The sequence below is a fragment of the Bradyrhizobium sp. WD16 genome (genome assembly GCF_024181725.1).
Lineage (GTDB): Bacteria > Pseudomonadota > Alphaproteobacteria > Rhizobiales > Xanthobacteraceae > Bradyrhizobium_A.
Genome location: NZ_CP028908.1, coordinates 1,801,957 through 1,821,385 on the forward strand (window position 1 = coordinate 1,801,957; position 19,429 = coordinate 1,821,385).

The 19,429-nt window shown below is 67.3% G+C and carries 18 protein-coding genes; 15 read left to right on the top strand and 3 right to left on the bottom strand.

Annotation, left to right across the window (positions count from 1 at the left end; translation table 11 throughout):
• Positions 1 to 60: 60 nt before the first annotated feature.
• On the top strand, positions 61 to 615 hold the full coding sequence (locus DB459_RS08325; RefSeq protein ID WP_253712407.1) for a GNAT family N-acetyltransferase: 555 nt from the start codon (positions 61 to 63) through the stop codon (positions 613 to 615).
• An 8-nt stretch (positions 616 to 623) separates the two neighbouring features.
• Here DB459_RS08325 and DB459_RS08330 read toward each other — a convergent pair whose 3' ends face one another.
• Positions 624 to 986 carry a DUF2794 domain-containing protein gene (locus tag DB459_RS08330; protein ID WP_253712408.1) on the bottom strand — a complete coding sequence of 121 codons (363 nt, stop codon included), beginning with the start codon at positions 984 to 986 and terminating at the stop codon, positions 624 to 626.
• Positions 987 to 1,507: 521 nt separating this feature from the next.
• Here DB459_RS08330 and DB459_RS08335 point away from each other — a divergent pair.
• Entirely contained in the window at positions 1,508 to 3,130 is a 1,623-nt protein-coding gene (locus DB459_RS08335) for a mucoidy inhibitor MuiA family protein (protein WP_253712409.1), read from the top strand.
• Between the two features lie 51 nt (positions 3,131 to 3,181).
• Here the strand turns inward: DB459_RS08335 and DB459_RS08340 are convergent, their stop codons facing one another.
• Both DB459_RS08340 and acnA read right to left on the bottom strand, forming a co-directional pair.
• Complete coding sequence (locus DB459_RS08340; protein WP_371926966.1) at positions 3,182 to 3,937, bottom strand: DUF1223 domain-containing protein; 756 nt, start codon at positions 3,935 to 3,937, stop codon at positions 3,182 to 3,184.
• 128 nt (positions 3,938 to 4,065) lie between these two features.
• Positions 4,066 to 6,783, bottom strand: coding sequence for an aconitate hydratase AcnA (acnA, locus tag DB459_RS08345; RefSeq protein WP_253712410.1), 2,718 nt, complete (start codon positions 6,781 to 6,783; stop codon positions 4,066 to 4,068).
• 504 nt (positions 6,784 to 7,287) lie between these two features.
• Here acnA and ccmA point away from each other — a divergent pair.
• From ccmA to DB459_RS08410, 13 genes are all read left to right on the top strand, one after another.
• Positions 7,288 to 7,890, top strand: a complete 603-nt coding sequence (ccmA, locus tag DB459_RS08350; protein WP_253713474.1) for a heme ABC exporter ATP-binding protein CcmA — start codon at positions 7,288 to 7,290, stop codon at positions 7,888 to 7,890.
• Entirely contained in the window at positions 7,887 to 8,546 is a 660-nt protein-coding gene (gene ccmB / locus DB459_RS08355) for a heme exporter protein CcmB (RefSeq protein ID WP_253712411.1), read from the top strand. Before ccmA ends, ccmB begins: the two co-directional genes overlap by 4 nt.
• A 168-nt stretch (positions 8,547 to 8,714) precedes the next feature.
• The gene (locus DB459_RS08360) at positions 8,715 to 9,818 is read left to right on the top strand and encodes an amidohydrolase family protein (RefSeq protein WP_253712412.1); all 1,104 of its coding nucleotides are present in this window, start codon (positions 8,715 to 8,717) and stop codon (positions 9,816 to 9,818) included.
• A gap of 42 nt (positions 9,819 to 9,860) precedes the next feature.
• Positions 9,861 to 10,592 carry a heme ABC transporter permease gene (locus DB459_RS08365; protein ID WP_253712413.1) on the top strand — a complete coding sequence of 244 codons (732 nt, stop codon included), beginning with the start codon at positions 9,861 to 9,863 and terminating at the stop codon, positions 10,590 to 10,592.
• Positions 10,593 to 10,597: 5 nt separating this feature from the next.
• Entirely contained in the window at positions 10,598 to 10,771 is a 174-nt protein-coding gene (gene ccmD, locus DB459_RS08370) for a heme exporter protein CcmD (RefSeq protein WP_253713475.1), read from the top strand.
• Positions 10,768 to 11,367 carry a DsbE family thiol:disulfide interchange protein gene (locus tag DB459_RS08375; RefSeq protein ID WP_253712414.1) on the top strand — a complete coding sequence of 200 codons (600 nt, stop codon included), beginning with the start codon at positions 10,768 to 10,770 and terminating at the stop codon, positions 11,365 to 11,367. The genes ccmD and DB459_RS08375 overlap by 4 nt, the downstream gene beginning before the upstream one ends.
• A gap of 184 nt (positions 11,368 to 11,551) precedes the next feature.
• The gene (locus DB459_RS08380) at positions 11,552 to 11,914 is read left to right on the top strand and encodes a helix-hairpin-helix domain-containing protein (protein WP_253712415.1); all 363 of its coding nucleotides are present in this window, start codon (positions 11,552 to 11,554) and stop codon (positions 11,912 to 11,914) included.
• Positions 11,915 to 12,141: 227 nt separating this feature from the next.
• Positions 12,142 to 12,960: a CoA transferase subunit A gene (locus DB459_RS08385; protein ID WP_253713476.1), complete on the top strand. Its 819-nt coding sequence runs from the start codon at positions 12,142 to 12,144 to the stop codon at positions 12,958 to 12,960.
• 1 nt (position 12,961) lies between these two features.
• Positions 12,962 to 13,726, top strand: coding sequence for a CoA-transferase (locus DB459_RS08390; protein ID WP_253712416.1), 765 nt, complete (start codon positions 12,962 to 12,964; stop codon positions 13,724 to 13,726).
• 300 nt (positions 13,727 to 14,026) lie between these two features.
• Positions 14,027 to 16,555: a PAS domain-containing sensor histidine kinase gene (locus DB459_RS08395; protein WP_253712417.1), complete on the top strand. Its 2,529-nt coding sequence runs from the start codon at positions 14,027 to 14,029 to the stop codon at positions 16,553 to 16,555.
• On the top strand, positions 16,552 to 18,063 hold the full coding sequence (gene tsaE, locus DB459_RS08400) for a tRNA (adenosine(37)-N6)-threonylcarbamoyltransferase complex ATPase subunit type 1 TsaE (protein WP_253712418.1): 1,512 nt from the start codon (positions 16,552 to 16,554) through the stop codon (positions 18,061 to 18,063). Before DB459_RS08395 ends, tsaE begins: the two co-directional genes overlap by 4 nt.
• 81 nt (positions 18,064 to 18,144) lie before the next feature.
• Positions 18,145 to 18,459 carry a PilZ domain-containing protein gene (locus DB459_RS08405; protein ID WP_253712419.1) on the top strand — a complete coding sequence of 105 codons (315 nt, stop codon included), beginning with the start codon at positions 18,145 to 18,147 and terminating at the stop codon, positions 18,457 to 18,459.
• A gap of 163 nt (positions 18,460 to 18,622) precedes the next feature.
• On the top strand, positions 18,623 to 19,345 hold the full coding sequence (locus DB459_RS08410) for a nucleotidyltransferase family protein (protein ID WP_253712420.1): 723 nt from the start codon (positions 18,623 to 18,625) through the stop codon (positions 19,343 to 19,345).
• Positions 19,346 to 19,429 lie beyond the last annotated feature (84 nt).

The window sequence follows — 19,429 nt, forward strand, 5'->3', positions numbered from 1 at the left end:
CGCGGCAAACCGAATTACAAGGTGACATTTGAGGACCGCCCGCTCTAAACTTGCGGAACCATGATCGAGCCGCCCTTCTCCGTGGACATCCGTCCTACGACCCCTGCCGACCTCCCCGCCATCACCGCCGTTTATGGCGAAGCTGTCCGCACCGGCACGGCGACCTTCGAGCTCGACCCGCCGGATCTCGCCGAGATGACGGCCCGATTCGATGTCCTGATGCGCGGCGGGTTCCCTTATTTCGTCGCGGTCTCGAATGGCGCGATTGCCGGCTATGCCTATGCCGGCTCCTATCGGGCTCGGCCGGCCTACCGTTTCACCGTGGAGGATTCGATCTATCTGGCGCCGTGGGCGCAGCGGCGCGGCATCGGCTCGAAGCTGCTGACTCGCCTGGTCGACGAGGCAACCACCCGCGGCTTTCGCCAGATGATCGCGGTGATCGGAGACTCCGCCAATGCCGGTTCGATCGGCCTGCACACCCGCGCCGGCTTCGCCATGACCGGCACCTTTTACGCCGCCGGCTTCAAGTTCGGCCGCTGGCTGGATTCGGTGCTGATGCAGCGCGAACTCGGCGACGGCGGCAACTCGGTGCCCGAAGAGTTATCCGCTGGCTGAATGCAGCCTTAAACCACCGACAGCTTGCGGTCGATCACAAGCAGCACACGGTCGAGATCATGGCCGCGGCGCAGGATGTGCCCGCCGGCGGTGATGACGCTATAGGCGCCCTGCTTGCGCGCCAGCTTGGGGGCCTTCTCGATACGGTAAATTGGCACTTCCGAAGCCCGCCGGAAAATCGAGAACACCGCACGATCCTTGAGGAAGTCGATGGCGTAGTCGCGCCATTCGCCCTCGGCCACCATACGGCCATACAGGTTGAGGATGCGGTTGAGCTCGAAGCGGTTGAAGGTGACACGGCTGGCCGGCGGCGACGCGCGCTCCGGCCCGCGAATCTCTCCGGGCTCAAGATCTCCCGAAATCACCTCCATCTGGCGCCTCCTGTCATCGGCACGACATGATCGGTCCACGGCCTGTCCGGCGCAAGCCTGATCGACGCCGGAAATCTTCGGAAACACCACCGCTCATCGCTGCGGCATGTCGATACGAATCGCCTGTCCGATTCACGAACACGTCAGGGAAATCATGAAAGAGCCCAAATTCGGCCAAGCCCGCGCCGCCCTCACTGGGGATAAGAAGCTACTGCGTTGGCCCGGTCCCTTCGGCACCGGATTCCTCAGCCCCCAGCCCCCCGGGGCAGTCGGGACCGGGCCTGACGCAGGAAGACGTGACGATACTTCAGGCCGACGCAAGTCGGCCTTTACTTTTTTCGGTCGTATTTTTCCTTCTTTGCCCTCGACACCGCGACCAAACGTCCCAATTCGGTTGCGATGCGGAACCTGGGCCCTTCAGCCGCCGCAATGTGGAACCTACTCTCCTGCCCGCTAACGCGGCCAGGGAGTAGATGATGAAGCGATCAACGGGTTCCGTAGTGATTCTCGGGTCGGCATTGATGGCCGCATGTCCGGCATTCGCCGGTGACGTCGCGGCAACGTCCCGCATCGACACCGTCACGGTTTACCCCGACGGCGCGAGCGTCGGCCGCATTGCCCATGTCGATCTGCCGGCAGGGGCCAGCGCCATCGTCCTCCGCGGCCTCGCCTCCGCCATCGATCCGAACTCGATCCGGGTGGAAGGCGCCGCCCAATCCGCCCTGACCATCGGCGCCGTCGATCTGCGGACCGTACCGGCCGATCCCGATGCCGCCGCCAATCCGGAGCTGGAGAAGCAGCTGAAGGCCCTTCAGGCCGAGCGCGACGGCATTCAGGTTCGGCTGCAGGCGCTCGAAGCCAAGAAGGCCTCGATCACCACCTTCGCCCAGGCGAGCCCTGAAAAACTCGGCCCGGGCACGGCGCCGCTTCCCCTCGAGCAGTGGCAGGGCGTCTGGGACAAGATCGGTGATGCCCTCGCCGAGGTCGGCAAGGCGCTCGCAGAGCGGACTCACGAGATCGCCGAGATCGATCGCAAAATCGGGGCGCTGGAACAGGCGCGTGGCCGGGCGCCGCGGCCAGGCGCGCCGCTGCGCGACCTCGTCATCGCGGTGGAGGCGGCGGCCGCCACCACCGGCGACCTGCACATCACCTATCGGGTGATCGGCGCGAGCTGGCAGCCGCTCTACGACGCCCGTCTCGACACCGGTTCGAAGGACGCCAAGCCCTCGCTGACCTTCGTGCGCCGCGCCCGCATCACCCAGCGCACCGGCGAGGACTGGAGCGACGTCGCCCTGTCGGTCTCCACGGTGCGCGCCAGCCGCGGCACCGCCGCGCCTGATCCCCAGCCGCTTCTCGTCAATCTCTATGAACCGATCGAAGTGCCCCGCCCGGCGCCGCTGGCGCGCGCGCCGGCCGCGGCAATGTCGGAGCGCCAGTACGACGGCGGCGGCCCGCCGCCCGCGGCCAAGGCCGCCCAGGCGATCGAACAGGTCGCCGAACTCGAGGCCGGCACTTTCCAGGCGAGCTTCAAGGTGCCGGGCAAGGTCAGCGTCGCCCAGGACGGCACCGCCAAGGCCGTCGCGCTGTCGTCCCGCAGCAGCGAGCCCACTCTCGCAGTCAAGACCGTGCCAGCCGCGGACGAGACCGCCTATATCGAAGCCGCCTTCGTCAACGACGAGGACGCGCCGCTGCTGCCGGGTGAAGTGACGCTGACGCGCGACGGCACCTATGTCGGCCGCGGCCGGTTGAAGCTGATCGCGCCTGGCGATCGCGTCGAACTCGGTTTCGGCGCCGACGACAAGGTCAAGGTCAGCCGCGTCACTGTGAAGAAGCGCGAGGCCGACGGCAGCTGGGTCAACAACACCCGCACCGACCAGCGCGAATTCAAGACGGTGATCCGCAACCTGCATGCGACGCCGCTGCGTATCACCGTGTTTGATTCCCTGCCGGTGTCGGAACACGCATCGATCACGGTGGAGCAATTGCCGGCGACGACGGTGCCCACCGACAAGAGCGTCGCCGACCGGCGGGGGGTGATGGCGTGGACCTACGATTACGCGCCCGGCGAACAGAAGGAGATTCGTCTTGCCTATCGCCTGAAATGGCCGGCGGACCGCGATCTCGTCTTCAAGGCGCAGCAGTGACGGTCGAGCGCGCGCAACGAACGAAGGGAGTTCGCGATCTCTGACGCGGGCTCAGTGCAGCGTGGTGAAGGCGGCGCCGAGCATCGGCCCCGGATTGTCGCGGCTGCCGTCCTGAACATAGACCACTGCGGCATCGACGCCGGCGGCCTTGATGTTCTCCAGCGGCACCGACCAGGTGCCGGGCGTGCCCGTCCAGTCGCCGACCTTGAGCCAGCTGCGCACGACGTTGTGATAGGTCACTTCGCGGCCGCGATTTTCGCCGCGGCCAATCAGGATCGGCACTGCGCGCGCTACCGCACAGACCCAAACCTCGCCGTGACCGGTCCGGCCATGTCCAGCGGCTACCGAGACGTTGAGCTGACGATCGGACTGGCGGACGGTGACCGGGACCGACATCACTTCGCCGTCGCTGCGCGTGCGCAATGCGGCGGCCTCAATGCCGGCCAGATCGCTGCCGAGCACATGCATCGCGCCGTTCACCACGACCTGGGGCGTGTAGACCTCGCGGTCGCCCCGCATGCGCGAATAGGCGCGCTGCCGCGCCGAGAAGCGGGAGTCGGCGAGGGTGTCCTTCCAGCCGAGATAATCCCAGTAATCGATTGGCAGGCTGAGCGCGATGATCGACGGATCCTTGGCGAGATCGCCAAGGACCTTGTCGGCGGCGGGGCAGGACGAACAGCCCTGGGAGGTGAACAGTTCGACCACAGCGCGCGGATCGGCCAACGCCCGGGTGGTCAGCGCCAGCAGCAGACAGGCTGCGGCCGCTGTCACCCAGCGCTGGGGGCGATGCTCCGTCACGCCAACGATCATCCGAACTGCTGACGCGGCACGCGCCCTCTCCGTGGAAACCTGCCCTGATGCGCGAAGGCGGCCTGTCTTAGGCCGCCTTCCGTTCACCTGCCACTCACTTCGCAGTGAGGCCTGGTCCCGAAGCGTCAGGCCGCCAGCTGGCGGATGACGTATTGCAGGATGCCGCCGTTGCGGAAGTATTCGAGTTCGTCGAGGGTATCGATCCGGCACAACAGCGGCACCCGCTTGAGCGAACCGTCACTGGAGACGATCTCGGCCGAGAGCATCTGGCGCGGCTTGAGGTCGCCCTGAAGGCCACGGATGGTGACCTGCTCGTCGCCCTTCAAGCCCAGCGACTGGCAGCTCGTTCCCTCCTCGAAGGTCAGCGGCAGCACGCCCATGCCGACAAGGTTGGAACGGTGGATGCGCTCGAAGCTCTGGCAGATCACGGCGCGGACGCCGAGCAGACGGGTGCCCTTGGCGGCCCAGTCACGCGACGAGCCATTGCCGTATTCAGCGCCGGCGAACACCACCAGCGGCACCTTCTCCTCCTGATACTTCATGGCGGCGTCGTAGATCGTCATCTGCTCGCCGTCGGGCCAGTGCTTGGTGAGGCCGCCCTCGGGCACGTTGCCGCCCGCATCCTTGAGCATCTGGTTCTTGATGCGGATGTTGGCGAAGGTGCCGCGCATCATCACCTCGTGATTGCCGCGCCGGGTGCCGTACTGGTTGAAGTCGGCCGGCCGCACCTGATGCTCCGACAGATACTTGCCGGCAGGCGAGGTCAATTTGATCGAACCGGCGGGCGAGATGTGGTCGGTGGTGATCTTGTCGCCGAAGATCGCCAGGACGCGCGCATCGACGATGTCGGTGATCGCCTCCGGCTCCTTCTTCATGCCCTCGAAGTAGGGCGGGTTCTGCACATAGGTCGAGCTCATGTTCCAGCGATAGGTCTCGCTGGCCGTGGTCTTGATCTTGCGCCAGTTGGTGTCGCCCTTGAAGACGTCGGCATAGCGCTGCTTGAAGATCTTCGAGGTCACGAACTTCTTGATGAAGGCGTTGATCTCCTTGGTGGTCGGCCAGATGTCCTTGAGGTAGACCGGCTTGCCGTCCTTGCCGGTGCCGATCGGCTCCTTCGACAGGTCCTTGGTGACCGTGCCGGCCAGCGCATGGGCCACCACCAGCGGCGGCGAGGCGAGATAGTTCGCCTGCACGTCGGGTGAGACGCGGCCTTCGAAATTGCGGTTGCCCGACAGCACCGCCGCGGCGACGATGCCGTTGTCGTTGATGGTCTTCGAGATCTCTTCCGGCAGCGGGCCGGAATTGCCGATGCAGGTGGTGCAGCCGAAGCCGACGAGGTTGAAGCCGACCTTGTCGAGATCCTTCTGCAGGCCCGAATTGGCGAGATATTCGGCGACCACCTGGCTGCCCGGCGCGAGCGAGGTCTTCACCCACGGCTTGGCGGTGAGGCCCTTGGCCGCGGCGTTGCGCGCCAGCAGGCCGGCGCCGATCAGCACGCTCGGATTGGAGGTGTTGGTGCAGGAGGTGATCGCGGCGATCACAACGTCGCCGTGGCCGATATCGAAGTTGCGGCCGTCCACCGCATAGCGATGGTCGGCGTCATCACCCTTCTTGTACTCGGCGGCGAGCGCGGCGGCGAAGCCTTCCGCCACCGCCGGCAGCGCGACGCGGCCTTCGGGCCGCTTCGGCCCGGCCATCGAGGGCACCACGTCGCCGAGATTGAGCGTGAGCGTCTCGGTGAAGACGGGATCCTCGGTCTTGGCCGTGCGGAACAAGCCCTGGGCCTTGGCGTATTTCTCCACCAGCGCCACCCGCGCCGAGGCGCGACCGGAGATCTTCAGGTAGTCGATGGTTTCGGCGTCCACCGGGAAGAAACCGCAGGTCGCGCCGTATTCCGGCGCCATGTTGCCGATGGTCGCCTTGTCGGCCACCGAGAGATGATCGAGGCCCGGGCCGAAGAATTCGACGAATTTGCCGACCACGCCCTTTTTGCGGAGCATCTGCGTGACGGTGAGCACGAGGTCGGTGGCGGTGACGCCTTCGTTGAGCGAGCCGACGAGCTTGAAGCCGATCACTTCGGGCAACAGCATCGACAGCGGCTGGCCGAGCATCGCCGCCTCGGCCTCGATGCCGCCGACGCCCCAGCCGAGCACGGCAAGACCGTTGACCATGGTGGTGTGGGAGTCGGTGCCGACCAGGGTGTCCGGATAGGCGACCTCGAAGGTGCCGGTCTTCCGGCCGATGGTCATCTTCTGCTTCTTGGTCCACACCGTCTGCGCCAGGTATTCGAGATTGACCTGGTGGCAGATGCCGGTGCCGGGCGGCACCACCGAGAAGTTCGAGAAGGCGCTCTGGCCCCACTTCAGGAACTCGTAGCGTTCCTGGTTCTGCTTGTATTCCTCGGCGACGTTCTTGCCGAAGGCCTGCTTGTTGCCGAAGAAATTGACGATCACCGAGTGATCAATGACGAGATCGACCGGCACCAGCGGGTTGATCTTCTCAGCATCCCCGCCAAGCGCCTGCATGGCGTTGCGCATCGCCGCGAGATCGACCACGGCCGGCACGCCGGTGAAGTCCTGCATCAGCACCCGCGCCGGACGGAAGGCGACCTCATGCTCGAGTTTGCGCTTCTTCAGCCACTTCGCCACCGCCTGGATGTCTTCCTTGGTGACGCTGCGGCCATCTTCGTTGCGCAGCAGATTCTCCAGCAGCACCTTCATGGAGAACGGCAGTCGCGAAATGCCCTTCAGACCATTCTTCTCCGCGGTGGGAAGGCTGTAATAGACATAGGTCTTGGCGCCGACCTTGAGGGTCTTGCGGCATTTGAAGCTGTCGAGCGACATGAGGGAAAAATCCTGCGTGGACGGTGAGCCCCGAAGAGGGAGTATTAAAGTACCGCTATGCAGCGCGCGGCGGCAAGTCTCGCAGAGCACAAACGCAGCACTTCGGCCGCGTTTATAATCGTTTTGAACTGGCCGCCAAGGCCTTCGCGGAACAGCACTAAGTCTGACCCGGGGCCCGCCGCGGAACGGCATGAAAATGCACGGATCCGGCGGCCAGCAATGCCGGAGAGCGAGCGGCAACGCAATTGCCTACAGGGGGCTTGCCGCGAAGGGCGTAGGCAATTGCGAGACGCCACACTAGCATCATTATGATTCTAGTGCGGTTTTGGATCTGACGCGCGTACAGAGCGCGCGCTCCAATGCTGATACGAGCGTCAGATCCACCGCGCGAGGCCGGCAGGGCGCGGGTGCTCCGCCTCTATCTTTTTGATCGTGCGTGATCTTTAACGCGTGGGCGGGACCGGGGGCGAATCGGCGCCCCGAAAGCGGAGCGTGGGCGAGATCATGCGGTTGAGCGGCGTCGGCCTGACCTGCATACGCGGCGGGCGCCAGGTCTTTGCCGGCCTGGACGTGGCGGTGAACGCCGGCGAGGCCCTCGCCGTCACCGGCCGCAACGGCGCCGGCAAATCGTCGCTGCTGCGAATTGTCGCCGGCCTGCTGGTCCCCGCCGCAGGCGGCATCGCGCTCGAGGGCGGCGACGACGAACTCACGGTGGCGGAGCAGGCCCACTATCTCGGCCATCGCGACGCGCTCAAGCCGGCGCTTACGGTGGCGGAAAATCTGCGGTTCTGGCGCGACTTTCTCGGCGGCACCGCCACCGATGTCGACGCCTGTCTTGCCGCCTGCGGGCTCGGCCATGCCGCGGCGCTGCCAGCCGCCTACCTCTCCGCCGGCCAGAAGCGACGGCTGTCGATGGCCCGGCTGATCGCGGTCCGCCGCCCGCTCTGGCTGCTCGACGAGCCGACCTCGGCGCTCGATGTCGACGGCCAGGCGCTGGTGGCGCGGCTGATGGCCGATCACCTCGCCTCCGGCGGCCTGATCGTCGCCGCCACCCATCTGCCGCTCGGAATCGCCGCAGGCGAGATGCGGATCGGAGGCGAGGCATGATCGCACTGATCCGCCGCGACCTCGCCATTGCCCTGCGCGCCGGCGGCGGTGCGCTGATCGGCGTGCTGTTCTTTCTCACGGTGGTGGTGCTGATGCCATTCGCCGTTGGGCCGGACCTCGCGCTGCTCAAGCGGCTCGGCCCGGCGATCCTGTGGCTCGGCGCGCTGCTCGCGAGCCTGCTGACGCTCGACCGGCTGTTCACGGCCGATCACGAGGACGGCTCCCTCGACCTCATCGTCATGAGCCGCCGTTCGCTCGAACTCGCCTGCCTCGCCAAGGCCTGCGCCCACTGGCTCGCCGCCGGACTGCCGCTGATCGTGGCGACCCCGGTGCTCGGGCTGCTGCTCAATCTCGACGGATCGACCACCGCGACGGTGGCGCTGACACTTCTCATCGGCACACCGGCGCTGACCCTGACCGGCATGATCGGCGCGGCGCTGGCGGTGACGCTGCGGCGCGGCGGCCTGCTGCTCTCGGTGCTGGTGCTGCCGCTGTCGATTCCGGTGCTGATCTTCGGCGTCGCCGCCTGCAACGCGGTGGTCACCGACGGCGTCGCTCCCGCGGCGCCATTGTCGATCCTGGCGGCGCTGACGCTGGCGGGACTTGTGGTCGGGCCACTCGCCGCCGCCGCAGCGCTGCGACAGGGGCTCGATTGATCCTGAAGCGAAACTGAAACGTCAATGGCGGCGAAGCAGCCGCCATTGACGCCTGCCCGGGCGTGCCGCAAAAACACCCGACTATCCTGCTGATTGCTGATCGCGATAAGTTTTCCCTTCCCCCCAAGAAGCCCTTCCCTGAAACGGCACAGCGGCAGAGTAACCACGATGAAGCTTTTCGAACGGGACATTGCAGGCAGCGCCTGCCGTTGCTGCGTCAGCCGCCGCAGCCTGCTCAAGGGGGCCGGCGCCGTGACCGCCACCCTGGCCGCCACCGCGGCCCTGCCCGGCATCGCTTCGAGCCAGTCCGCGACGGAACAGAGCCCTGCAGCGGAGAAGCCGACACCGTTCCGGATCGACGTGCATCATCATCTGGTGCCGCCCGACTACGTCGGCGCGATCCACGGCAAACTGCCGCCGCTGCCAGCGCCGAGCGCCAACTGGACGCTCGCCAAGAGCCTCGACGACATGGATACCGCCGGCGTGCAGACCGCGATGCTGTCGGTCACGACGCCGGGCCTGTGGCTCGGCGACGCCACCTCGAGCGCCAGGCTCGCCCGTGCCTGCAACGAATATGCGGCAAAGCTGATCGGCGACAACAAGGGCCGCTTCGGCTCATTTGCCGCGGTACCGCTGCCCGCGGCCGACGCCACCCTCGCCGAGATCGCCTATGCGCTCGACACGCTGAAGCTGGACGGCATCGCCGTCTTCACGAGCTATGAGGGCAAATGGCTCGGCGACGCCGTCTTCGTGCCGGTGTTCGACGAGCTCAACCGCCGCAAGGCCGTGGTCTGCGTGCATCCGACCACCGCCGCCTGCTGCGGCAACCTCATTCCCTACATCCCCGACAACGTCATCGAGTTCGGCACCGACACCACCCGCACCATCGCCAGCCTGGTGTTTTCCGGCGCCGCGGACCGCTGGCCGGACATCAAGTTCATCTTCTCCCATGCCGGCGGCACCATGCCCTTCCTGATCGAGCGCTTCGAATTCCTGGCGCGCATGCCCCAGGCAGCGAAAATGCTGCCGAACGGCGTCCGCGCACCGCTGCAGCGATTCTATTATGATACGGCGCAGGCCTCGAACCCGGCGGCGATGGGCGCGTTACGCAAGCTGGTGCAGCCGAGCCAGATCGTGTTCGGCACCGATTTTCCGTTCCGTACCGGCGCAGAGCACGTCACCAATCTGGCCCATTGCGGTTTCGGAGCCACCGATCTGCACCGCATCGAGCGGGACAACGCGCTCGGCCTGCTGCCCCGGCTCCGGGTTTGACCGCACTGACATTACCCGTCCTCCTGTGATAAGGCCGCCGCCATGGCCCTGATCGACCTCGCCAACCCGACCCGCTTTCTGGCACTGACCCGGCGCCTGATGCCCTGGCTCGTCGCCGCCACCGCGATCGTTCTCGCCGGCGGCCTCGTTCTATCGGCGCAGGCGCCCGACGATTATCAGCAGGGCGCCACCGTCAAGATCATGTTCATCCACGTGCCCAATGCCTGGCTGTCGATGTTCGTCTGGGGGGTGATGAGCGTCGCCGCGCTCGGCACGCTGGTGTGGCGCCACCCGCTGGCTGACGTCGCCGCCAAGGCCGCGGCGCCGCTTGGCGCGGCCTTTACCTTCCTGGCGCTGGTCACCGGTTCGCTGTGGGGCCGGCCGATGTGGGGCACCTATTGGGAATGGGATGCCCGCCTGACCTCGGTGCTGATCCTGTTCCTGATGTATCTCGGTATCATGGCGCTGTGGCGCGCGGTCGAGGATCCTTCACGCGCCGCGCGCGCCGTTGCGGTGCTGACCCTGGTCGGCGCCATCAACCTGCCGATCATCAAGTTCTCCGTGAACTGGTGGAACACGCTGCACCAGGGCGCCTCGGTGGTCCGCATGGGCGGCCCGACGCTCGACAGAGCCTTTCTCGTTCCGCTGCTGGTGATGGCCGTCGGCTTCACCTTGCTGTTCGTGACCCTCCACGTCGCCGCCATGCGCAATGAGATCCTGCGCCGGCGGGTGCGCAGCCTGCAGATGCTGCAGGCCAGCCGGCAACCGGCCTGAGGCGCATCGTGCTCGGACCCTACGCCTCCTTCATCGTCAGCTCCTATGCCGTGGCCGCCATCGTGGTCGCCGCCCTGGTCATCTGGGTGATCGCCGACTATCGCCGTCAGAAGACGGTGCTGGCCGATCTCGAAGCCAAGGGCATCACCCGCCGCTCCGGAACAGAGGTCGCGCCATGAGCGAATCGCAAGAGCCGCGCCGGCGCAGCCTGCTGGTGGCACTGCCGCTGGTCGCTTTCGCCGCGCTCGCCGCGGTGTTCTGGTTTCGCCTCGGCTCCGGCGATCCGTCGCGGATTCCCTCGGCGCTGATCGGCCATCCGGCGCCGGCGACGGCGCTGCCCGCACTCGCCGAGCTCACCAGCGACGGAGGCGCCGTGCCCGGTCTCGATCCGGCGCGTCTCAAGGGCAAGGTCAGCATCGTCAACGTCTGGGCGTCGTGGTGCGTGCCCTGCCATGACGAGGCGCCGCTGCTGCTCGAACTCGGCAAGGACGCCGGCCTGCGCGCCCGCGGCCTGCAATTCGTCGGCATCAACTACAAGGACGCGGCCGACAATGCCCGCCGCTTCCTCGGCCGCTACGGCAATCCTTTCGACGCCGTCGGCGTCGACGCCAACGGCCGCGCGGCGATCGAATGGGGTGTCTATGGCGTGCCGGAGACCTTCATCGTCGGTCGCGACGGCACCATCGTCTACAAGCTGGTCGGTCCGATCACCGCGGACAATGTCGGCACCGTGCTCAAGCCCGAGATCGTCAAGGCGCTCGGCGCCGGAAGCTGAATTTTCCTGCTGCTGAGCCGTCGAATTATTTCGCGCGTTTAGCTGGCGTTCATTTGCCGGCCATGGCGCCGCCCCAAATCGGCAGCTAGCTTGGCTCCGCCGCCAGATGGCGGATCGCTTCGGGCGAATTTCAGGGCAATTCGATTCGCTCGTTCCTAATTGGTCTCCAGGAGGGACAACTCGAATGCGTCATTTCACGCTTGCAGCATTCACCGCGCTCGGCCTCATGGTCGCCTCGCCGCTGATGGCCCAGACCCCGGCGCCGACGACACCATCGACCTCGAAGATGGCGCCTGCCGCAACCACCAAGATGGCGCCCGCTGAATCCAAGATGGCGCCCGCAGCCAAGACCGAGCTGCTCGACATCAACACCGCGACCGCCGATCAGCTCGACGCACTGCCCGGCATCGGCAAGGCCTATTCCGCCGCGATCATCAAGGGCCGACCCTACAAGGGCAAGGACGAACTGGTGCAGAAGAAGATCCTGCCGCAGAAGACCTACGACGCAGTCAAGGACAAGATCATCGCCAAGCAGTCGAAGAGCTGAGAGACGGCGGTCGCCACCGATTTTTCAAGCCGCCCTCGATCGCACCGGCCGCCCCGCCGGTGCGATTTTCTTTGATCGATCACGGCAGGCGTTTTTTCATGGCGCCTTCCCGGCCGCGGCGCCTTGACCCCTGGTCGACTTGGCGAAATCATCGCGCCCTCGATCGCATCGAATGCCATCCCTCGGCCGAACGGGCGCGCCAGTCGTCCGCGGCAACGGAGAACGCCATGGGCGAGATCGTCTCGCTGGAACGTCTTGCGGCGCAGGTGCGCCCCGGCATGAAGCTCGCCGTCCCGGCGGACTATGCCGGCGTCGCCATGACCGCCACCGCCGCCATCGTCGCCGCCCGCCCCGCCAACCTTCACCTCGTCGGCGTTCCGGTCACCGGCATGCAGGGCGACATGCTGATTGGCGAAAACCTCGTCGGCACGCTCGAGAGCAGCGCGGTCACTCTCGGCGAAGCCGGCGGCGCGCCGCGTTTCGTCGACGCCGTGCGCCACGGCGCCCTGCGGCTGATGGACGCCACCTGCCCGGCGGTGCATGCCGGCCTCACCGCGGCGCAGAAGGGCGTGCCCTTCATGCCGATCCGCGGCATCATCGGCAGCGATCTGCTCAAGACCCGCACCGACTGGAAGATCATCGACAATCCTTTCGCCGACAACGATCCGATCGTGGTGGTGCCGGCGATCCAGCCCGACATTGCGCTCTTCCATGCCCCGGAAGCCGACCGCTTCGGCAACGTCCGCATCGGCCGCCGGCGCGAACTCGCCACCATGGCCTATGCCGCCAAGGCGACGCTGGTGACCGTGGAGCGGATCAGCGACACGTCGCTGCTGCACGGCGAGGATTCCGCCGCCGGCGTGCTGCCTTCGCTCTATGTCGCCAGCATCGCGGTGGCGCCACGCGGCGCCTGGCCGATCGGGCTGTGGGGCGCCTATCCGGCCGATTCCGCCGAGATCGCGCGCTACGCCGCCATGGCACGCACGGCCGAAGGCTTCGCCGCCTATATGGACGGCTTCGCCCGGCGCTTGCACGAGGCCGCCTGAGATGTCGTCCGCCGCCACCGACTACTCGCGCCGCGAACTCCTGATCGCGACCATCGCCGACCTGCTCGACGGCATCCGCCATGTCGCGGTCGGCGCCTCCTCGCCCATTCCCGCCGCCGGCGCCATGCTGCTGCGCGCCCGCAACGAAGCGCGCGGCCGCGAGCAGGTGCGCATCTCGATTCTCGGCTCGCAGGAGCACAACTTCTTCACCAATGGCGGGGTCGAACTGTTCGACTGCGCCGCCCAGGGCCGGGTCGACGCCTTCTTTCTCGGCGGCGGCCAGATCGACGGTGCGGCCAACATCAACCTGATCGGCACCGGCACCTATCCCAACAACGAGGTCCGCTGGCCGGGCTGCTTCGGCTCGGCGTTTCTTTATTTCGTGGTGCCGCGGGTCATCCTGTTTCGCGAGGAGCATTCGCCGCGGGTCCTGGTCGACAAGGTCGATTACGTCAGCGCGCCAGGGACCAGCGAGCCCGGCATCACGCGCTCGGGCGGTCCCCACGCCCTGCTCACCTCGCTGGCGCTGTTCGATTTCGACAAGGCCCGCCGCCGCTTCAGCCTGCGGTCCGTCCATCGCGGCGTGACCGCGGCCGAGGTCCGGCGCCAGACCGGCTTCGAATACGACGAGCCGGCCAGCGTGCCACAGACCCCCGCTCCCGACGCCGCCACGCTCGCGCTGCTCCGCGGCCGGGTCACCGGGGAACTCGCCGAAACCTATCCGCAATTCGCCGAAACCCTGCGCGGCGACAGCCGCGCCGCGTAAAGCGAAGCGCGCCAGACCGCTTGCGTCGGGCAGGCCCGATCCGACGCACGACGCCGCTGCGGGGAACCAGCGTGGCCAAATTGACTCAACCGTATCCCGTTCACGATCTGGACTCTTACAGCTGGAGTCGGCGTGGGGGTATTGTGAACCGATTCGCGAGGGGCGGAGCGGACGCCCGTCGCGGCGTGATCAGTCATTATCTCCGCGCCAGTGCGCGCGGAGTTGCGAAATTCGACGCCGGATCATGGACCTGTGGCCGCCCGCCCGCGGCCAAGGCGGTGATTGCGGCAGGGGCAAGTCATGTCGGGCGTGGTCAGGGCGATACGTCGGACCTGGATGTCGGGGACATCGCTGGTGCGCGGGCGAGCGCCGTCATACGCCGTGAGAGCGCTCGCCGCCTTCACGCTGGCCGGCCTGACCGAAGCCCACGCCGAGACGGCGCTCGGCGAGCAGGTCGACAGCTTTCTCGGCCTGACCCAGCAGGAGCTTGCGGCGCTGGCCCTGACGCTGGGCGTGCTCGGCTTCTCGGTGGTCGCGACCATCGCCTTGATGCGCACCCGGCTGCAGGCGGCGAAGGTCGAAAAGCGGCTGCGCGCCGATGTCCGGGCGCTGCAGGGCGACAATGACCGACTGCGCGCATTATTGTTCACCGAACCGCAGGTGCTGATCTCCTGGCCGGCCGCCGCATCGCGCCCCGAGATCAGCGGCGATCTCGCGCTGCTGCTGCCGCCAGCAGCGCAGCAACAACCGCAGCGGGTGCTGGCCTTCGGCACCTGGCTGGCGCCCGATCCGGCCCTACGCATGGACCGCGCGGTGGACGCGCTGCGTGCCGACGGCACCCCCTTTGCGCTGCACTTCGCCACGTCGGCCGGTCGCGCCGTCGAGGCGATCGGACGCGCCATCGGCGGCCAGGCCATCATCCGCATCCGCGAACTCGGCGGCGTCCGCCGCGAGCTGGCGGAGACGACCCAGCGCTACAAGAACCTGCAGGAGGAGACCGAGATCCTGCGCGGCTTTGCGGCGGCGCTGCCCTGGCCGGTCTGGGCGCGGCGGGCCGACGGATCGCTGGTGTTCGCCAATGCCGCCTATGCCCATGCCGCCGAAGCCGCGGACATTTCCGAAGCCGTGGTGCGCAACGTCGAACTGCTCGACAGCGGCGACCGCCAGGACATGGCGCGGGCGCTGACCGAGACCGGCCGCTTTGCGGCGCGGTTGCCGATCGTGATCAGCGGCGAGCGCCGCATCTTCGACGTCCGCGCCTTTGCCGTCGGCGGCGGCAGCGCCGGCGCGGCGATCGACGCCAGCGAGGCCGCGGCGCTCAAGGCGGCGCTGACGCGCATGGCGGAGGACCATCGCCGCACCCTCGACCAGCTCTCCTCGGGAGTCGCGGTGTTCGATGCCCGGCGCCGCCTCGCCTTCTACAACGATTCCTATCGGCGGCTCTGGGGCCTCGATCAGACCTTCCTCGATTCCAACCCCGACGATTCCAGCGTGCTCGACCGGCTGCGGGCGACGCGCAAGATCCCCGAGCAGCCGGATTTCCGGCAATGGAAGGCCAAGCTGCACGAGGCCTATCGCGCGGTCGAGCCGGCCAAGGACGTCTGGTATCTGCCCGACGGCCGCGCCGTGAGCGTCGCCACCACGCCCAATCCCGAAGGCGGCGTCACCTATATCTTCGACGACGTCTCCGAGCGCTACAATCTGGCGCGGCAATATGACGGCCTGATCCGAGTCCAGCGCGAGACTCTCGACAATCTCGCCGAGGCGGTGGCGGTGTTCGGCAGCGACGGCCGCGCCAGCCTGTTCAATCCCACCTTCGTCAAGATGTGGAAGTTGTCGCCGGAGGCGATGCAGCAGCGCCCCCACATCGACACCGTCGAAGGCTGGTGCCGGCCGCTGTTCGATGACGCCGCCGCCTGGCAGCGCATCCGCAGCGCGGTGACGGCGATCGACGACCGCCGTCCTGTGCCGCTGAACCTCGAACGCAGGGACGGCAGTGTGCTCGACTGCATGGCGATGCCGCTGCCCGACGGCGCCACGATGCTGACCTTCCAGGACGTCACCGACACCGTCAATGTCGAGCGCGCCCTGCGCGAACGCAACGAGGCGCTGGAAGCCGCCGACCAGATGAAGGTGGATTTCGTCCACCACGTCTCCTACGAGCTGCGCTCGCCGCTGACCACCATCATCGGCTTCGCGCATTTCCTCAGCGACCCGGCGACCGGCCCGCTGACGCAAAAGCAGGACGAGTATCTCGGCTACATCACCAGCTCGACCAACGCGCTGCTGGCGATCATCAACAACATCCTCGACCTCGCCACCATCGATGCCGGCGCGATGACGCTCAATCTCGGTCCGGTCGACATCCGCAAGGCGATCGAGTCCGCCGCCGAAGGCATCCAGGACCGCCTCGCCCGCGATCACATTCGCCTCGCCATCGATGCCGCCCCTGGCATCGGCAGCTTCGTCGCCGATGAGCGCCGTGTCGTCCAGGTGCTCTACAATCTCCTCGCCAACTCGGTCGGTTTCGCCCCCCAGGACAGCACCATCACCATCGCCGCGCGCCGCAGCGACGACAGGATCAGCTTCAGCGTGACCGACTCCGGGCCCGGCATCCCGCCCGACGTTCGCGACAAGGTGTTCGACTGGTTCGAGAGCCACGCCAACGGCTCGCGCCATCGCGGCGCCGGGCTCGGCCTGTCGCTGGTGCGCTCCTTCGTCGAATTGCACGGCGGCAGGGTGCGGGTCGACAGCGTCGTCGGCAATGGTACCGTGGTCACCTGCGACTTCCCGCTCGACCAGGTCGCGCAGCGCACCGCCGCCGAATGACCCTGACCCTCGCCCTCGGCAACGAGACCGCCACCGCCCAGCTGATGGCGGACCTCGCGCTGCTGATCGGCCCCGGCGACGTGATCGCGCTGCGTGGTGATCTCGGCGCCGGCAAGACCGCAGCGGCAAGGGCGCTGATCCGCTATCTCGCCGGCGACGACGAACTCGAGGTGCCGAGCCCGACCTTCACCCTCGCCCAGAGCTACGACCTGCCGCCCTATCCGGTGCTCCACACCGACCTCTACCGTATCGGCGATCCCGGCGAACTGGAGGAAATCGGGCTGGCGCCGCTGCCAGACGGGGCGCTGGTGCTGATCGAGTGGCCGGAACGCGCCGGCGCGCTCCTGCCGGCGGACCGCATCGACATCGAACTGACCCATCGCCCGGCGCTGGGAGCGAGCGCGCGCGCTGCCGCGATCACCGGCCACGGCAAGGGCATCGAGAAGGTCGAACGCCTCGCCGCGTTGCGCGAATTCCTCGAACAGACCGGTTTCATGGCGGCGCAGCGCCGGCGCATGGCGGGCGACGCGTCGACGCGCAGCTACGCCCGCCTGATCCGCGACGACGACTGCCATATCCTGATGAATTCGCCCAGGCGGCCCGACGGCCCGGCGATCTACCACGGCAAGTCCTACAGCGCCGCAGTCCACCTCGCCGAGGATGTCACGCCGTTCGTCGCCGTGGCGGACGCCCTGCGCCATGCCGGCATCTCAGCCCCGACGGTCTCCTATGCCGATCTCGACTGCGGCTTCCTCATCACCGAGGACTTCGGCACCGAGGGCGTGCTCGAAGGCTCGCCGCCGACGCCCATCGTCGCGCGTTACGAAGCCGCCACCGACCTCCTGGTCAAACTGCATGGCGAGCCGCGGCCGGCGCGGCTGCCGCTGACGGCACAACGGGACTACGTCATCCCGCCGTTCGACATCGACGCCATGCTGATCGAGATCAGCCTGATGCTCGACTGGTACCTGCCGGACCGCGGTGTCGCCATCGACGACGAACAGCGCCGGCGCTTTATGACGCTATGGCGCGGCGTGCTGGCAAGAATCGTGGCGCTGCCGCCGACCTGGATGCTGCGCGACTACCATTCGCCCAACCTGATCTGGCTGGCGGAGCGCAGCGGCACCGACCGGGTCGGCGTCATCGACTTCCAGGACACGGTGATGGGACCGCCGGCCTATGACCTCGTCTCGCTGCTGCAGGACGCGCGGGTGGACGTGCCGGAGCCGCTCGAAATCGCGCTGCTGACGCGCTACGCCAAACTGCGCCGCGCCGCCGATGCCGCTTTCGATCCCGCCGGCTTCGCCGCGAGCTATGCCACCATGTCGGCCCAGCGCAACACGCGCCTGCTCGGCACCTTCGCCCGCCTCAACCGGCGCGATGGCAAGCCGCACTACCTCAAGCATCAGCCGCGCATCTGGACCTACCTGCAGCGCGCCCTGGCGCACCCCTCGCTCGCCGACCTCAGGGCCTGGTTCGCCGCCCAGGTGCCGCCACCGGCGGCCTGAGCGGTTTACCCCCGGTTCACGACTTGCCGCCTAGACTGCGCGCCGGTTTGGCCTTCAAGAACATTGACCGGAGCAGCCACCATGGCAGCGGAGCGCCGCAGCGGCGAACGGGTGGTTTTCGAGCGCGGCTTCGCCGCGATCATGATGGGGATCGACGGCACCTGGCGCCGCAACTGCGTCATGGAGGACGTGTCGGAAACCGGCGCCAAACTCACGGTCGAGGGCTCGGTCGAAGGCCTCAACCTGAAGGAATTCTTCCTGCTGCTGTCGTCGACCGGCCTCGCCTATCGTCGCTGCGAATTGTCCTGGGTGAATGGCGACCAGATCGGCGTCACCTTCCTCAAGCAGGTCGACAAGAAAAAGAAAGCCGGCCGCCGCGCCAGCACCGAGGCCTGACCGAAGTCGCGCCCAAGGCGGACCTTCCGCTGTCGCATCCTCGTCATCATCGGATGGTTATCCGATGCCACCGACGCCGATCGTCGCCGGGCGGGCACGAGAGCTGTACCTGCCGCGCCGCGATGCTAGAATTATCCTATCATCATTCGAGAATCACCGCCCGATGCCCGTGACGCCGACCACCGCCATGATCCTTGCCGCCGGCTTCGGCCAGCGCATGCGCCCGCTGACCGATCACCTGCCCAAGCCGCTGGTTCCGGTCGCCGGCAAGCCGCTGCTCGACCACGCCCTCGACCGTGTCGCCGCTGCCGGCGTCCCCACCGCGGTGGTCAATGTCCATTATCTTGCCGACCAGATCATCGCTCACGTCGCCGGCCGCGCACATCCACGCGTGGAGATTTCGGACGAGCGCAACCAGATCCTCGGCACCGGCGGCGGCGTGGTCAAGGCGCTGCCGCTGCTCGGCGATGCGCCGTTCTTCCACATCAACTCCGATACCCTGTGGATCGACGGCGTCCGCCCCAACCTGTCGCGCCTCGCCGAAGCCTTCGATCCGGCGCGGATGGACATCCTGCTCCTGCTGGCACCGACCGCCGCCAGCATCGGTTACAGCGGCAGCGGCGATTACGCCATGGCGCCGGACGGCGCGCTGCGCCGGCGCAAGGAGAACCAGGTGGTGCCCTTCGTCTATGCCGGCGCCGCGATCATGACCCCGTCGATCTTCAGGGAAGCGCCCGCCGGCGAATTCTCGCTGACGAAGATCTTCGACGCCGTCAACGAGCGCGAACGGCTGTTCGGGCTGCGCCTCGACGGCACCTGGATGCATGTCGGCACGCCCGATGCCATTGCTGCCGCCGAGGACGCCTATCTCGCCAGCGTCGCCTGAAGGTTCCCGGCCGGCTCCCTGCGCCTGGTGAAGCGCCCCACGAGGGGTCCGCAGCCTGGCGGCGAAATGGTTGCAAAAAACGCG

Bases quoted from the DNA above. Each gene is read 5' to 3' on its own strand.
- DB459_RS08380 (WP_253712415.1), top strand. From the start codon at position 11,552: ATGCGTCATTTCACGCTTGCAGCATTCACCGCGCTCGGCCTCATGGTC.
- tsaE (WP_253712418.1), top strand. From the start codon at position 16,552: ATGACCCTGACCCTCGCCCTCGGCAACGAGACCGCCACCGCCCAGCTG.
- ccmB (WP_253712411.1), top strand. From the start codon at position 7,887: ATGATCGCACTGATCCGCCGCGACCTCGCCATTGCCCTGCGCGCCGGC.
- DB459_RS08360 (WP_253712412.1), top strand. From the start codon at position 8,715: ATGAAGCTTTTCGAACGGGACATTGCAGGCAGCGCCTGCCGTTGCTGC.
- DB459_RS08325 (WP_253712407.1), top strand. From the start codon at position 61: ATGATCGAGCCGCCCTTCTCCGTGGACATCCGTCCTACGACCCCTGCC.
- DB459_RS08330 (WP_253712408.1), bottom strand. From the start codon at position 986: ATGGAGGTGATTTCGGGAGATCTTGAGCCCGGAGAGATTCGCGGGCCG.
- DB459_RS08390 (WP_253712416.1), top strand. From the start codon at position 12,962: ATGTCGTCCGCCGCCACCGACTACTCGCGCCGCGAACTCCTGATCGCG.
- DB459_RS08405 (WP_253712419.1), top strand. From the start codon at position 18,145: ATGGCAGCGGAGCGCCGCAGCGGCGAACGGGTGGTTTTCGAGCGCGGC.
- DB459_RS08365 (WP_253712413.1), top strand. From the start codon at position 9,861: ATGGCCCTGATCGACCTCGCCAACCCGACCCGCTTTCTGGCACTGACC.
- DB459_RS08385 (WP_253713476.1), top strand. From the start codon at position 12,142: ATGGGCGAGATCGTCTCGCTGGAACGTCTTGCGGCGCAGGTGCGCCCC.
- acnA (WP_253712410.1), bottom strand. From the start codon at position 6,783: ATGTCGCTCGACAGCTTCAAATGCCGCAAGACCCTCAAGGTCGGCGCC.
- DB459_RS08375 (WP_253712414.1), top strand. From the start codon at position 10,768: ATGAGCGAATCGCAAGAGCCGCGCCGGCGCAGCCTGCTGGTGGCACTG.
- ccmA (WP_253713474.1), top strand. From the start codon at position 7,288: ATGCGGTTGAGCGGCGTCGGCCTGACCTGCATACGCGGCGGGCGCCAG.
- DB459_RS08395 (WP_253712417.1), top strand. From the start codon at position 14,027: ATGTCGGGCGTGGTCAGGGCGATACGTCGGACCTGGATGTCGGGGACA.
- DB459_RS08410 (WP_253712420.1), top strand. From the start codon at position 18,623: ATGCCCGTGACGCCGACCACCGCCATGATCCTTGCCGCCGGCTTCGGC.
- DB459_RS08335 (WP_253712409.1), top strand. From the start codon at position 1,508: ATGGCCGCATGTCCGGCATTCGCCGGTGACGTCGCGGCAACGTCCCGC.